Source organism: Achromobacter sp. FW305-C-28, from assembly GCF_058783235.1.
Map to the genome: position 1 here is coordinate 239,891 of NZ_JBYSYL010000010.1, position 12,661 is coordinate 252,551.

Annotated in this window: 15 protein-coding genes; 4 read left to right on the plus strand and 11 right to left on the minus strand. The window is 65.8% G+C overall.

Annotated elements, in window-relative coordinates:
• The 5 genes from AC3WMR_RS23420 to AC3WMR_RS23440 all read right to left on the minus strand — a co-directional run bounded on the left by AC3WMR_RS23420 (nt 1) and on the right by AC3WMR_RS23440 (nt 3,460).
• Nucleotides 1-1,314: a phage tail tape measure protein gene (locus tag AC3WMR_RS23420; protein WP_492265016.1), complete on the minus strand. Its 1,314-nt coding sequence runs from the start codon at nt 1,312-1,314 to the stop codon at nt 1-3.
• Nucleotides 1,315-1,371: 57 nt separating this feature from the next.
• Nucleotides 1,372-1,662, minus strand: coding sequence for a phage tail assembly protein T (locus tag AC3WMR_RS23425; protein ID WP_199164523.1), 291 nt, complete (start codon nt 1,660-1,662; stop codon nt 1,372-1,374).
• Entirely contained in the window at nt 1,662-2,135 is a 474-nt protein-coding gene (locus tag AC3WMR_RS23430) for a phage tail assembly chaperone (RefSeq protein ID WP_492265015.1), read from the minus strand. The genes AC3WMR_RS23425 and AC3WMR_RS23430 overlap by 1 nt, the downstream gene beginning before the upstream one ends.
• A gap of 5 nt (nt 2,136-2,140) precedes the next feature.
• Entirely contained in the window at nt 2,141-2,608 is a 468-nt protein-coding gene (locus AC3WMR_RS23435) for a phage tail tube protein (RefSeq protein ID WP_049076510.1), read from the minus strand.
• Nucleotides 2,609-2,872: 264 nt separating this feature from the next.
• Complete coding sequence (locus AC3WMR_RS23440) at nt 2,873-3,460, minus strand: hypothetical protein (RefSeq protein ID WP_492265014.1); 588 nt, start codon at nt 3,458-3,460, stop codon at nt 2,873-2,875.
• A gap of 273 nt (nt 3,461-3,733) precedes the next feature.
• Here AC3WMR_RS23440 and AC3WMR_RS23445 point away from each other — a divergent pair, with 273 nt between their 5' ends.
• A complete protein-coding gene (locus AC3WMR_RS23445; protein WP_175191725.1) occupies nt 3,734-4,429 on the plus strand; it encodes an XRE family transcriptional regulator in 696 nt (231 codons plus the stop codon).
• Nucleotides 4,430-4,536: 107 nt separating this feature from the next.
• Here AC3WMR_RS23445 and AC3WMR_RS23450 read toward each other — a convergent pair whose 3' ends face one another.
• From AC3WMR_RS23450 to AC3WMR_RS23475, 6 genes are all read right to left on the minus strand, one after another.
• Nucleotides 4,537-5,994: a DUF1254 domain-containing protein gene (locus AC3WMR_RS23450; RefSeq protein ID WP_492265013.1), complete on the minus strand. Its 1,458-nt coding sequence runs from the start codon at nt 5,992-5,994 to the stop codon at nt 4,537-4,539.
• Between the two features lie 174 nt (nt 5,995-6,168).
• The gene (locus AC3WMR_RS23455) at nt 6,169-6,717 is read right to left on the minus strand and encodes an ureidoglycolate lyase (protein WP_492265012.1); all 549 of its coding nucleotides are present in this window, start codon (nt 6,715-6,717) and stop codon (nt 6,169-6,171) included.
• Nucleotides 6,714-6,989 (minus strand): Arm DNA-binding domain-containing protein, encoded by a 276-nt coding sequence (locus AC3WMR_RS23460; RefSeq protein WP_492265011.1) that lies wholly within the window; start codon nt 6,987-6,989, stop codon nt 6,714-6,716. The genes AC3WMR_RS23455 and AC3WMR_RS23460 overlap by 4 nt, the downstream gene beginning before the upstream one ends.
• A complete protein-coding gene (locus AC3WMR_RS23465) occupies nt 6,986-7,753 on the minus strand; it encodes a DNA-binding transcriptional regulator (protein WP_492265010.1) in 768 nt (255 codons plus the stop codon). Before AC3WMR_RS23465 ends, AC3WMR_RS23460 begins: the two co-directional genes overlap by 4 nt.
• Before the next feature lie 82 nt (nt 7,754-7,835).
• On the minus strand, nt 7,836-8,567 hold the full coding sequence (locus AC3WMR_RS23470; protein WP_492265009.1) for an HpcH/HpaI aldolase family protein: 732 nt from the start codon (nt 8,565-8,567) through the stop codon (nt 7,836-7,838).
• 21 nt (nt 8,568-8,588) lie between these two features.
• Nucleotides 8,589-9,905, minus strand: a complete 1,317-nt coding sequence (locus tag AC3WMR_RS23475) for an MFS transporter (protein WP_492265008.1) — start codon at nt 9,903-9,905, stop codon at nt 8,589-8,591.
• Between the two features lie 278 nt (nt 9,906-10,183).
• Here AC3WMR_RS23475 and AC3WMR_RS23480 point away from each other — a divergent pair, with 278 nt between their 5' ends.
• From AC3WMR_RS23480 to AC3WMR_RS23490, 3 genes are read left to right on the plus strand one after another with little or no spacing between them, the layout of a single operon-like run.
• Complete coding sequence (locus tag AC3WMR_RS23480; protein ID WP_492265007.1) at nt 10,184-11,146, plus strand: amidohydrolase family protein; 963 nt, start codon at nt 10,184-10,186, stop codon at nt 11,144-11,146.
• A 15-nt stretch (nt 11,147-11,161) separates the two neighbouring features.
• Complete coding sequence (locus tag AC3WMR_RS23485; protein ID WP_492265006.1) at nt 11,162-11,788, plus strand: flavin reductase family protein; 627 nt, start codon at nt 11,162-11,164, stop codon at nt 11,786-11,788.
• Nucleotides 11,789-11,843: 55 nt separating this feature from the next.
• Entirely contained in the window at nt 11,844-12,659 is an 816-nt protein-coding gene (locus AC3WMR_RS23490) for a cupin domain-containing protein (RefSeq protein ID WP_492265005.1), read from the plus strand.
• The last annotated feature ends 2 nt before the right edge of the window (nt 12,660-12,661 follow it).

Below are 12,661 nucleotides of genomic sequence, written 5' to 3' on the forward strand. Positions count from 1 at the left end.
TCATGCCCCTGCTAAACGGTTGTTGCTGGCCTGCCATGCGAGGCCGCCCTGGCGGTACGACTGCGTCATGCGACGGTCGACCAACTGGTTGACGTATTCGCCGATCTGCTGGCCGAATTGCTTCCAGCCGCCTTCGCCCGACTCGGTTTCGGCGTTGACGTTGCCGTCCTGCACATAAACGTTGACGGATACGCCGCCGCCCACCTGGCCGGTGTCGCCACCCACAGTGGGGAACGCCGCACGGATGCCCAGCGAGCCGTCAGCGCCGCGATGCAGCGGCATGATGGCTTCGGGGCCGGCCTCGCCCATGACGCCCATGGGGAAGGCCACGGGGCTGCTGACCATGCCGTTGGTGAAGGCGTTGCCTTTGGCGCTGGGGAAAAGCCCGTTCAGTGACGACAGCGCAGTTCCACCGGAAACGAAATTGCTTCCCACGGAAATCGGACCCTGGGCGGCGGCGCCCCCGCTACCGAACAGACCGGAGATGAATTTGCCCGCGGTGCCGATCCAGCCACCCAGACCGCCACCGTTCTCGTTCTTCATGAAATCACCGCCCAGCAGCGTTTCCATCAGCTTGGCCGATGCCGCCGACGTCACCATCTTGGCGACGTTGTTCAAGAACGACAGGCCCATCTTGTCGAACTTCTCGGCCACGAAGTCGTACATCTTCGTGCCCAACGTGTCCTGGATCTTGCCCGCGCTGGTGCGCGCGGATTCGACCAGCTTGTCATTCAGGTCCAGCATGAAATCGCCGTCTTTCTTGACGCCGAGATTCCTTCGCGCCTTGTCATAGGTGCCCTGGTCCAGCCTGCCGTCTTGCAGGGCCTGGTCCAGCGCCGCCATTTTCTGGTCTTTCTCGGCTGTTGCGGTTTCCGCGCCTTTCAGACTTGCGATGTAATCGCTCATCTTGACCTGCTCCCGGCGCTTGTCCAGACGCGTCGCGCCTTCGATCAGCCGATCCTTATCAGGTTCGCTCTCGCCCGCGTACTTGCCGAATTCCGTCTCGTACAGCATCTTGCCGGTCTCGGACTTCAGGCTCAGATAGGCCGCAGTGCGCTTCTGGTCGGCAAGCACCTGCTCGACCACGGCCGATTTGACCGCTTCGGCGTTCTGCTTCAACGCCAGCGTTGCCTTCGCCTTTTCACTCGTGCCGATCTTCGTGACCGAGTTGTCCTTCGTGCCTGCCGTTGCGGACTTCGCCAATTCACTGCAGCGCGCATTCTGGGCTTGGGCGTTTCGAGCGAGCAGGTCGTTTTGCTGCTTGAGCGCCAAGTTCTCCGCGGCCAGCTGTGCCGCTGTCTTGTTACTTGCCATGGTCTTTCACCTCTTATAAATCCGCCTCCGGCCCGCTTGCGCGGGCCGGGTACGTCGTCAAGACCCCTTCTTGACCTTCGACAGCAGGAACGCCTTCAACGCGTCCGCGCCGGCCTCGGCCGGTGTTTCCGCGTCTTGCTCGCCCCAGCGCACCAGCATGTCGGTGGCGCGCACCTTGGCGCCGGCAGCCTGCGCCACCGTGGCGGCCAGGCTGGCGGCGAGCAGGTCGGCCCGTTCGTCGCCCAGGGGAGACGTGCGGTCCAGTTCGCGCCACAGCGACAGTTCATGGGTGTCGATGGCCTGCATCAACTCGCCCAGCGTGCGCCCCAGCCGAAGCGCCAGGACCATCAGGAAACGGAGGTCTGGCGTTTCCTGGAGGGCTTTTTTGCGCGTTCTTGCGCCCCCTCCCCGAGGTTGCCCAGTTCGATCGCCTTGGCCACCAGCGTGGCGTGCGCCAGCCCGTAGGCCGCCGCGACGATATCCACGTCTTCGTCGCGAAAGACTCGCTGCGGACCATTGGCGGTCTGCTCGAACAGCGTGCGCACCAGCAGGCTGGCCGAAGCGCGGGTGTAATCCACGCCCGGCGCATCCAGTTTGGCGCGCACGGTGTCGTTGTCTTCGCCCGCCACCACGCCCGCGGCCGCCCAGATGGCGCGGATGTGGAACAGGTGGTCGCTGGCGCTGGGCGCACGCACGATGACGCGCGCGTCCTGCCATTGCGGCACCGTGACGGCTTCGTGATGAAAGCCGGCCAGGGGGTCGGCGGCCAGGCCGCGCAGGCCCGGGCCGCGTGCCAGGGGATTGATCGACGTGTCCGTCATGGCGCTCAGCCCCCGTTGGCGGGTGCGTCGGTCAGCTTGACGGCGCCGGTGACGCGCACGTTGAACGTGGCGGACACGACGTTGTCCAGCTGGCCTTGCCACTGGTACTGGGTGACCAGGCCCAGGAACTCGAACTTGGCGCCATCGGCGAAGGTCACGCGGAACGCGCGGGTCTTCTTGTCGCTGCGGGCGGCCACCAGCGCCTTCTGGGCGGGGTCGCCGGCCTTCCAGTTGCCGGCCATGCTGAAGGTGCCGCTGTCGTCCAGGCCCAGGGCGTATTCCTTGGCGGTGGACTTGAGCACGGTGACGTCGATCTCGGTGGTCTGGCCGCCCTGGAAGTTCGGGTCCTTGATGGTGATCGCCAGATCGGCGTAGGTCAGGCCAGCGGCGCCCAGGTCTTCGGTGGCCGTGGTGGACACTTCCAGCTGCGTGCCTTGGGTTTGAACGAATTGCGAAACGGTAGTACCTGCCATTGCAGACTCCAGAAAAAAGCCCGCCATAGGCGGGCAGCTGCGGCTACCCCGGGGTTCCGGCGCAACCATGAAAAAGGCCCCATGGCGAATGCCACGAGGCCTGATCAGCGTGTTGAGGATGAAATGTCGAAGCCGCGGCGCCCGCACGCTGCGCGATGCCGGCGCTGCACGGATGCTGAAAAGAAAAAACCCGCGGGCAAGCACGGGTTTCGTGTAGGCCAGCGGGTTTGTTTACTTCGGGCGCAACTTGCCCCGACGACTGAATTATGCGCGGGCCTTGTAGGGGCTGCAAGCGTTTGCGCGATCAGCGTGTCGCACTTGCGGGGCGGTCACCAGCGAACGGCGGCGCAGCGCGGGCAACAGCGCGATCTTGGCCTCTTGGTAGGCGGCGTGCTGCTGTTCGGGCGTCATGCGCGGGTTGCTGAATACGCGTGCCCCCGCCGCCTTGTTGCCGGCGTGCACGCCGATAGCAGAGCGTTGCTGCCAGGGCAGTTCATCGATGCACAGCTCGGTCTGCTCGCCACGCGCGGCGGTCAGGCGTGCATCGATGTCTTCGTCGTCGACGTAGGCATCGTCCGGCATCATGCCGCGCGCAAAGGCCGATACTCGGCCCACGCCCAACTTGGGCCGGTAGCCGCGGCTCCAGTGGTACCACTCCATGATCAACGCTTCAACCTGGTCCGATTCTTCTCGCGTCATGCCCTGCCCCTTCTGAATACTTGCGCGGACCGTGCGGTCCGCATTGCCCGCCGGCCGCGCGGCGATCGAGCGCGCAATCGCGGCCCCCGCCTGCGATGCCGCCACTGCCCAGCCTTGCGGTGCCCGCAATGCCATGTTTGCTGCCTGATCCATATGCCGCTCCTTGCCGTTGAGTTCGTTGCCGGGGTGAGCCGCCTGGGGGCTGTCCCGGGAGTGCGCCGCGAGGGCGCCTGGTGCGCGGACCGGCGCAATCGCCGGTCGGAAAGATTGTCGGGAGAAGTCTTCTGGCAGCGAAACGCTACCAACGCTTCCGTCTGATAACAGCACGCGTTTTGGGTAATTCATGTCTGGAATTCTACAAGTGTATAATCGCCGTTTCAACACTTGTTGTTGCACAACATTCCACAACTGTTTAGCGTCCGCACCATGGCTCTCGGAAAACAAATCAGGCGCTATCGCGCCGCGCTCGGTCTCACCCTGGAACAGCTGGAAGCCCGTACGGGCGTGGGCGTGGGCACCATCGCCGCGCTCGAAGGGCGCGACAGCGAACGCTCGAAATACGCGGCTCGGCTGGCAGCCGGACTGGGCTTGTCGCTGGAACAGCTGCTGGATGAAGCGGCGCAGTACCCGCCCGACACCGTGCTGTCAGCGCCCGACGCGCTGGTGCGTCTGGACGACGGCATGGCCGACGACTTGCGCATCCCGCGCTTCGATACTGGAGGCGCCATGGGCGCGGGGGTCGAACTGCGCGACCAGCCCGGCGTCATCCAAAGCCTGCGCGTCAGCCAGGAATGGCTGCACAAGAACCTGCGTCATTACACGTCGGTGGGCAATCTGTGCGTGGTCACCGGTTTCGGCGACAGCATGCGGCCCATGTACAACCCCGGCGATCCGCTGCTGGTGGACCTGGGCGTGGCCAAGGCCGACATCGACGGCATCTATTTCTTTCGGGTGGGCAACGAAGGGTTCATCAAGCGGCTGCAACGCATTCCCAGCGCGCAGGGGTTGCTGATTCGCGCCAAATCCGAAAACACCAAGTACGATGCCTGGGACATCACCGAAGACATGGACCTGCAAATCTTCGGACGGGTACTGAAGGTGTGGCGCAGCGACGACTTCTGAGGCGCGTGATCGCATGCGTGCGATCCGACGCGTGCCGGCCTGCGTGGCGCGGCAGGCGCATCGCCACCCGATTCGCCCGATTGATTCACGGCAGCGCCGCACTCCCCCTACTGCGCGACCCGTTGCAGCGACGGGCTTTGCCACGAGCCATCCAACAGCGCGGGCTTGGGCCAGTAGTAGCGCAGCGCAACCATGAACGGACCCGGTGGCGTGGGTAGCCAATTGGCCTCCAGGCCCTTACCCGGCGATGCCGGTTGCAGGGTAAGCGTGACGCCGCCGTCGCGGTCGCGCTTGAGCGACGACAGCATTCCCGCGTTGATCGTGTAGCGCTTGGCGGCGTTGGTCACCAGCGTTTGCCCGGGCAGTTGATATAGCGTGACCGACCAGTAGGCATTGACCGGCGGCAGCCCTTTCGGGGCAAAGCGCAGGGTGTAGGCGCGCATGCCATCCAGCGGCTGCCCGGCGCTGTCTTGTTCGATGACCGGCGCCAACGCTTCCTCGCGGCTGCTGCCGCCCAGGTCGACCTGGGCCCCCGTGGCGCGGGCCAGGTAATCGTTCTTGAAGGTGCGGCGGTCGGCGAACAGCGTGTCGGTCTTGCCGGCCAGCGCCACGCGGCGCTTGTCGATATCGTTCTGGCCGTCGTGCATGCCCTCTTGCATCATCTGCCGCAGGCGGGGGTTCATGCGGTCGGTCACGACGGGTTCACCCGGCCGGATGCGCAGGCTGTCCAGGCGCCGGCGCAGCATTTTTTCGCTGTGCTCGACGGGCGCGAACTGCAGCAGGAAGGCCAGCTGGTTGTAGAACTCGAGCGAGCTGCGCATCTGCGCCGGGGCTTCCGGCGCGATCCACGTAACGGGTGCCGGCGCGGGCGGCGCGGCTTTTTTCAGGAAGGCCGACAAGGGCTGAAGCTTGAAGCCCGCCTGGATGCGCTTGACGTGGGCCAGGTCTGACGCGGAATACAGCAAGGTGCGCCCCGACAGCGTGACCAGTTCGGTTTCGGCCACGATGACCTTGGCCACGTGCTTGGGCGCCGTGCCCTTCCAGCGCGGGCCGGCGATCAGGAAATGCCCCCCGCCATTACCCGTGGCGCGGCTGCCGATATAGGCAAAGTTCTGGCCGTACAGGTCTGTCAGTTGCAGCGCGACATAGCGCCGGGATTCCATGGGCGGCACGCTGACCACGACCGGCTCGGCCCGCAGATCCAGCACGGCGGATGACGTGGCGGTGTCGAGATTGGGCGCCGCAATGCCGGCGTCTTCTGGCGTGTACACCCGCGCGACGTGGTGGAACGTGTTGAAAGGGCCGCGATACTGTGAAGAGGTGGAATCGATGTTCGTGGCGTACACCGCCTGGTAGCTGGCGACCATGGGGTAGCCGTACACATAGGCTTCTTTGGCAATGCGACGCGCCTCGGGTGCCGAGACTCCATCGATACCCACGAACTGCGACCCCGTTGCCGCATCAGGAGACGTGAAGCTGCACCCGGCCAAGGTGGCGGCCAGCGCCACACCGGCCACGCCTTGAAGGGTGGAAATGAGGGCAGTGCCAACCAGGCGGTCGCGCATTCGATGCTCCAACATGGGCGGATGTTGGCAACGCCCAGATGGCGGCAGCGTCGCGGGCAAGACGGATAGTCGCCGAAATTCTGGCACACTTTTCGTGACCATAGTGAAACAGTGCCCCCTCAGCTGCACTACCTGGCGTCTGATTGCTCGACCCCAGACGGCCTGCACCCGGCCTCAAGCGGGCAAGGGCAGCCCTTCAAGCTGGGCCGGTGGAATCGGCGTGATGGCGCTTTCGGTGGCGGCCGCATCGGTGGTCAGGTGCTGGATCAGGTCCACGGTGGTGGACCGACGCGTCAACATCAGGCAGGTCACTTCGGCGTCGGCCACGCGGGTGGCGTGCCAGCACCCAGGCCGCATGCAGACGCCCTGCCCCTGCGGCACATGAAAGGCGGCCAATGTGGACAGGTCGGGGCTGCCGTCCGCCGCGCTGCGCGCCACCACCTGGATGATGTTGCCCGTCAGCGGCACGATGGCCTGCTGCGTCAGCAAGTGCTTTTCCAGGCTGGCGATATCGGCCGACGCGCTGCGGTAGTTGACCCACAGCACTTCCGCATCGCCGCCCGCGCCGGTGTTGAACACGTGTTCTTGCCAGAAATCGGTGGCGTCGTTGCTGAACAGCGGAATGCCATTGCCCTGCGGAATGGGCTTGCCCAGCATCCAGCCATAGGGCTTGAAGGCATCGTCGGTCAGGTCGTGTACAGGCAATGCGGCAGCGCGGGTCATGCGTCATCCTTGGAAGAAGCGGTAGGCGGGGCGGAAGGCTCCGATGGCGTGCGCAGGCGGGACGCGGTGCGCTTGGGAAATTCGGCGTCGTAGTCGAAGTCGCCACGGGCAATGGCGGCCAGGATCGCGGCGCGCCGCTCTGTCGCGCGTTTCAGGTTGGCCGCCGTGGGCTTGACGCGGACGCGTTCCACACAATGCCGGCCCTGGTAGAAAAAGCCGATCTCGATGGACGACTCGGAAGCCGGCCGTACGCCGTCGAATCCTTGGTTCATGCCGATAATTGCTCCGATATGCGGTGGGCCACGTCCTGCAACGGCGCCAGGTAGCGCTCAACCGCCTGCGCAGGCGTCAAGGCGGACGAAAACCACGTGACCCCGATGGAGGCCGCCACGAATTCCCGGGCCATGACAGGTACCGCAAGCGTACCGGAAACCGGGCGCAAGGCCGGGTCTCGTAGCGCGTAGCCACAGGCCCGGATATCGTCCAGCATGGCCTTGACGGCCACATGATCGTGCGCAAGCTGGTCTTCGGGGTGGCCACGCTGGCGCACGACTTCAAGCAGCATCTCCTGTTCGTCGGGCGAACAGAACGCCAGGTAGACGCGCCCCAACGCCCGGGAGATCAGGCTCAGGCGCATGTTGATGGACGAATGCAGCAGCGACAGCGGCGAATAGGGAATGGTGCTGCAACGAATGACGACTTCGTCGACATCAAGCATTGCCACGGCGATCGGCCACTTGATGTCTTCGGTCAGTTCGCGCACCAGGGGCGAGGCGATCTCGACGACGCGCGGCACATGGTGGTAGCCGGAATTGAGCGCGTTGACGCCATTGAGCAGACGGTATTCGCCGGGGCGGGAACCGCGTGCGACCAGTTCCTGGTCGGCAAAGGTGCGCAGCAGCCGGATGAGCGTAGGCTTGGGCAGCGCGGTCAGTTGATGCAGCCCGTCCAGCGTGGAAATGGGCATCTGGTTCAAGGCGCGCAACAATGTAATCGCCCGCTCGACTGCCCGGATCGAAGACTCGCGCTCGCCCATCGTATCGCCTTGCCCTGTTGGCCGGGCCCGTTTCTGCCACCACGGCGCGGGCCCGTCGAAAACGCGAATTATCGCAGTTTCGTCAGAGCATCAGGGATAGCGCGCCTTTGCGCAATAGAGATTGGTCCGAACCCACCACGAACCAGCTGGCGCCCATGCTTTCGAACTCTGTGCGCTCGGCGGCATCGCCCAGCGCAACGCCCGCAATCTTGCCGGCTTGGCGGGCAATGGCAAGAATGTCCACCGTGGCCTGCATGACCTCGGGAGCGCGGGCATCGGTCAGGCCCATGGATAGGGCAAGATCGGCGCGGCCGACGAACAGCCCGGACACGCCGTCGACCGCGGCGATGTCGCGCGCGGCGTCACAGCCCGCGCGGCTTTCGATCTGGCACATGATGGCCGTGCCGTCGCCGGCCTGGACGGCCTTTTTCATGCCGAGTGCGCCGTAGCCTGCAAACCGCGGCGAACTGGAAAACCCCCGCTCGCCGCCGATGAACCGGCTGCGGCCCACCACGGCACGCGCCGCCTCTGCGGAATCCACATGGGGCACCAGCAAGCCATCCACGCCCAGGTCCAACGCGGACTGGATGGTGGCCGGCGCCACGTCAGGTATGCGCACGAACAGCGGCAAGCTGACCGACCGCGCGGCGATCACCAGGATGTCGAGGGTGGCGCGATCGAACGGTGCATGTTCGGCGTCGACGACGGCGAAATCCAGCCCGGCGCCGCCCAGGATCTCGAGGATTTGCGGGGCCCCAGTCTTGACGAAGGTACCGGTCTGGCGGGAAGCAGGAATGCGGGAGTCGATAGGCATGGCGATGGGCGGAAACAGGGATCAGGAAGCCAGCGGCGCCGGCTGGCGGGTGGCGGTGGCGCGGAGGATGAACGCGATGACGCCAACCAGCAGCAGGCAGAACGCGGGCAGCAGCATGGCATAGCTGGGGTGGCCCAGCGTCTTGCCCAACCACGGCATGGCGTTCTGCGCCAGGAACCCGCCCAGGTTGCCAACGCAGCTGATGGCGGCCAGGCTGGCGGCGGCGCGCCGGCCGCTGAAATACTTGGACGGCAGCGACCAAAAGCACGGCAACAGCAACGACGTGCAGGGCGTGCCCAGCACGATGGCGATGTAGCGCACCACCGGGTCGGCGACCAGCAGGCTGGTCAGGAACGCCAGCCCGCCGACCGCGCCGATGACGGCGGCAGCCAGTTGCACATGGCGTTCGCTCTTGAGCAGGCGCGGCACCGTCAAGAGCAGCGCGCCGGTGAAGGCCCAAGGCACCATGGTCAAGAGACCGTTCAAGCTGTTGGACACGCCAAAGCCCTTGATGACGGTGGGCAGCCAATAGATGATGCCGTACAGCGACGTCAGCAGCAGCGCGTAGGCGGCGCCCAGCACCAGCACCTTGCGGTCGCTCAACACGGCCCACACGCTGCCTTCGTGACGGGCCGCGGGGGCTTCGGCAGCGACCATCTGCGCCAGCCTGTCACGTTGTTGCGGCGCCAGGAAGGCGGCCTTTTCGATGTTGCGCGGCAAGAGCCACAGCACCACCGGCGCCAGCGCCAACGCCATTACGCCGGTCACCAGGAACACCCATTGCCAGCCCGCGTGGCCCCACAGGCCATCGAGCGACAGCAGCAGTCCGCCGAATGCCGAGCCCAGCATGTTGCCCAGGGCGCTGCCCAGCGTCAGCAGTGCCAGCGCGCGGATCTGGTAGCGGCGAGGAAACCACACCGACAGGTAATAGACCACGCCCGGGTACAGGCCGGCCTCGGCCGCGCCGACCAGGAACCGCAGCGCGGCAAAGGCCGACCCCGAGGCCACGTAGGCGATGAGTACCGTGGCAATGCCCCAGCTGAGGATGATGCGGAAGAACCATTTGGGCGCGCCGTAGCGGTGCACCGCCAGCGCGCTGGGAATCTCGAACAGCAGGTAGCCGATGAAGAACAGCGACGAGGCCAGGCCATAGGCGGTTTCGGACAGGCCGATCTGGCTCACCATCTGCAGCTTGGCAAAGCTGACGTTGGCCTTGTCGATGATGGAGACCAGGTAGGTCACCAGGATGAGCGGCATGATGCGCCACCACACCTGCTTGATCAGGCTTTCGTCTTGCGCGCTGTAGGCGCTGGCCCCAATGGCCGCTTTTGATTCCATGTCGTCTCCGTTGCTGCTGGCTGGCCGGGCGCGGTGCCGGCCTTTATGTGATGGTTGCGCGGCGGGCGCAGGCCCTCCACGGCGAGCCATGCTATGCCGGCCGCGTGCCCCTTTCCAAGCGCGAATCTTGGACATTTCGCGTGGCGGAATCGGGGCCTGGGATTGGTCTTACGCGTCGACCCCAAACGCGTGATTTCGCCACGCGGAAAGTTTCGGAAACGTGCTTGGATGGCGGCTGGCCGCGTGGGAGGATTGGCGCCGTTGCATGGAGACAAACAATGCCCGCCCACCCAGAAACCCCCCGTTCTTCGCCGCGTTCCGCCCAGCGGATCTTCGATTCGCACGCCCATCTGGTCGCCGACGACCAGGCCCGCTATCCGCGCAATCCCATGAAGCGTTCGCCGCTGGCGCCGCCGCGCCCGCCTGGCGTGATCGGGCTGCCTGGCGGCAAGCATGGCGACCACCCGATCAACGAAATCCCGGACGTATCCCGCATGCTGCCCTGGATGCGCCAAGCCGGCGTGGAAGGCGCGGTGGCGGTGCAAAAGCGCATGGTCTACCGCTACGACAACCGCTACATCCTGGATTCGTCCGACGCGCATCCCGACACGTTTTCCGCCGTCGTCATTCTTGACGCCGAAGACGCCGGCACGCCAGACCTGATCCGGTCTTATATTGCGCGACACGACCTGGTCGGCGTGCGCCTGTTCGGCGGCCGCGAGGCCGACGGCAGCATGCCGTGGCTGGATTCTCCCCGCGCGCTGCAGGCGTGGGCGGTGGCCGACGAACACGGCATCGTGATGGACATCGAAGTGCTGGCCGCCGGCGGCGGCGGGCCATCGGTGCCCGCCATCATCGCGCTGGCGCGGCGCCATCCCCGATTGCGGGTAGTGCTGGACCACATGCTGGAACCCGAAGCCGAAGACGCGAACTTCGGCCTGGACGAACGCTTCGAGCCGCTCGCCGCCGAACCCAACATCTACTTCAAGTTCACCTCGATCAACCTGGACCTGTACCGCGAAGCCGACCTGCCCGCCGACCAGGCGCTGCGCAGCGCGGTCGATCTGTTCGGCGCCGACCGCATCATGTGGGGGTCGGACATCGGCACGTCATCCGGCACCTACCAGGACATGGTGCAGCGCATGCTGGCGGCCACGGCATTGCTGACCGACGCCGAGCGCGATGCGGTGCTGTACCAGACCGGCAAGCGCGTGTTCGCCAAGCCCAACACGCGCGATTGACCCGGAGAAACGACGATGTTCCTGGACCTCGCCGCCACCCCTGGCTTCAAGCGCACGCTGTTCAACGCCATCGTGGCGCCGCGCCCCATCGGCTGGATCAGCACCGTCGATACCCTGGGCCGCGTCAACCTGGCGCCGTTTTCCCATTTCAACCTGGTGTCCACCGCGCCGCCGGTCGTGATGTTCTCGTGCAATGCGCCGGCCGACCGCCCTGAAAAGGACACCATCGCGAACGTGCGTGAAACCGGCGAATTCGTCACCAACCTGGTGACCTGGTCGTTACGCCAGCCCATGAACGCCAGCTCGTTCAATGCGCCGCGCGGGGTCGACGAGTTCGAACTGGCCGGCCTGGCCAAGGCGCCCAGCGTGCTGGTGAAGCCCCCGCGCGTGGCAGCGTCGCCGGCCAGCATGGAATGCCGGCTGCTGCGCATCATCGACATCGACCCCATCGGCCCGGGCGACACCCGCAGCAACGTCGTCTTTGGCCTGGTGGTGGGCGTACACCTGGACGACCGCTATGTCGATGCCGACGGCTATTTCGACACGGCCCGCACCGAACCCCTGACCCGCCTGGACGGCAACCGCTACGCGACGGTCGGCCCCCTGGACGTGCTGGGCCGGCCCAGCCCGCGGCGCGACTGATGCGCGTGAGGCCCGACCGACTCCCTTCCTTTTCTACACACCACGGATTCCCCACATGACTACGCTTTCCGACAATGGCGTCCGCGAGACTGCCGTCTATGGCCTGGCGCCTGGTGCCGTCGCACGCGGCCAGAATTTCTTCGTGCAGTGGCTGGAAGGTCGCGAAACGCCCTATCCCGCCCGCAGCGGCCACGAAATGCTGCTGTTGCTGCCCGATGACGGCGCACAGGTGCGCGTGGGCAACGGCGACTGGCAAGCCGTGCCCGGCCGCAGCGTCTGTGTCTTGCCTGCCGGCGACGCGACGGTGCAGCTCAAGCCCAACGCGCGCGCCGCCCTGCTCGCGTCGTCACGCCCGGACCTGGCGCCGGACAGCATCGCCAACGCGTCCGACTACGCGGTGCCTGACCCTCGCATCATCGCCGGCGATAGCGGCTACCGGCGTACGCACGGCCAGGGCGAATTGCAGGTGATTGCCATCGATGCGATCCGCCCGCCGGCCGACAAGCCGCGGCTGAAGATGCTGCAGACCGAAACCCTGAGCATCAACTGGGTGGAATACCAGAACGCACGCGACCGCAGCAGCCTCAGCCCGCACAGCCATGCCGATTTCGAACAGGGGTCGCTGGCCATCGACGGGCACTTCATTCACCACCTGCGGGTGCAATGGGGCCCGAACGCCGACCAATGGCGCGACGACCGGCACCTGCAAGCCGGACCCGCATCGATGATGACGATTCCCGTGCAGATGATCCACACCACCGAAGGCGTGGGGCCGGGGCGGCACCTGTTGATCGACGTATTCTCGCCGCCCCGCCAGGATTTCATCGGCAAAGGCTGGGTGGCCAATGCCGCCGACTACGGCCGCGCCTGACG

Excerpts from the sequence above, each read along its gene's own strand:
- AC3WMR_RS23420 (WP_492265016.1), bottom strand. The coding sequence starts at position 1,314 with ATGGCAAGTAACAAGACAGCGGCACAGCTGGCCGCGGAGAACTTGGCG.
- AC3WMR_RS23425 (WP_199164523.1), bottom strand. The coding sequence starts at position 1,662 with ATGGTCCTGGCGCTTCGGCTGGGGCGCACGCTGGGCGAGTTGATGCAG.
- AC3WMR_RS23430 (WP_492265015.1), bottom strand. The coding sequence starts at position 2,135 with ATGACGGACACGTCGATCAATCCCCTGGCACGCGGCCCGGGCCTGCGC.
- AC3WMR_RS23435 (WP_049076510.1), bottom strand. The coding sequence starts at position 2,608 with ATGGCAGGTACTACCGTTTCGCAATTCGTTCAAACCCAAGGCACGCAG.
- AC3WMR_RS23440 (WP_492265014.1), bottom strand. The coding sequence starts at position 3,460 with ATGGATCAGGCAGCAAACATGGCATTGCGGGCACCGCAAGGCTGGGCA.
- AC3WMR_RS23445 (WP_175191725.1), top strand. The coding sequence starts at position 3,734 with ATGGCTCTCGGAAAACAAATCAGGCGCTATCGCGCCGCGCTCGGTCTC.
- AC3WMR_RS23450 (WP_492265013.1), bottom strand. The coding sequence starts at position 5,994 with ATGCGCGACCGCCTGGTTGGCACTGCCCTCATTTCCACCCTTCAAGGC.
- AC3WMR_RS23455 (WP_492265012.1), bottom strand. The coding sequence starts at position 6,717 with ATGACCCGCGCTGCCGCATTGCCTGTACACGACCTGACCGACGATGCC.
- AC3WMR_RS23460 (WP_492265011.1), bottom strand. The coding sequence starts at position 6,989 with ATGAACCAAGGATTCGACGGCGTACGGCCGGCTTCCGAGTCGTCCATC.
- AC3WMR_RS23465 (WP_492265010.1), bottom strand. The coding sequence starts at position 7,753 with ATGGGCGAGCGCGAGTCTTCGATCCGGGCAGTCGAGCGGGCGATTACA.
- AC3WMR_RS23470 (WP_492265009.1), bottom strand. The coding sequence starts at position 8,567 with ATGCCTATCGACTCCCGCATTCCTGCTTCCCGCCAGACCGGTACCTTC.
- AC3WMR_RS23475 (WP_492265008.1), bottom strand. The coding sequence starts at position 9,905 with ATGGAATCAAAAGCGGCCATTGGGGCCAGCGCCTACAGCGCGCAAGAC.
- AC3WMR_RS23480 (WP_492265007.1), top strand. The coding sequence starts at position 10,184 with ATGCCCGCCCACCCAGAAACCCCCCGTTCTTCGCCGCGTTCCGCCCAG.
- AC3WMR_RS23485 (WP_492265006.1), top strand. The coding sequence starts at position 11,162 with ATGTTCCTGGACCTCGCCGCCACCCCTGGCTTCAAGCGCACGCTGTTC.
- AC3WMR_RS23490 (WP_492265005.1), top strand. The coding sequence starts at position 11,844 with ATGACTACGCTTTCCGACAATGGCGTCCGCGAGACTGCCGTCTATGGC.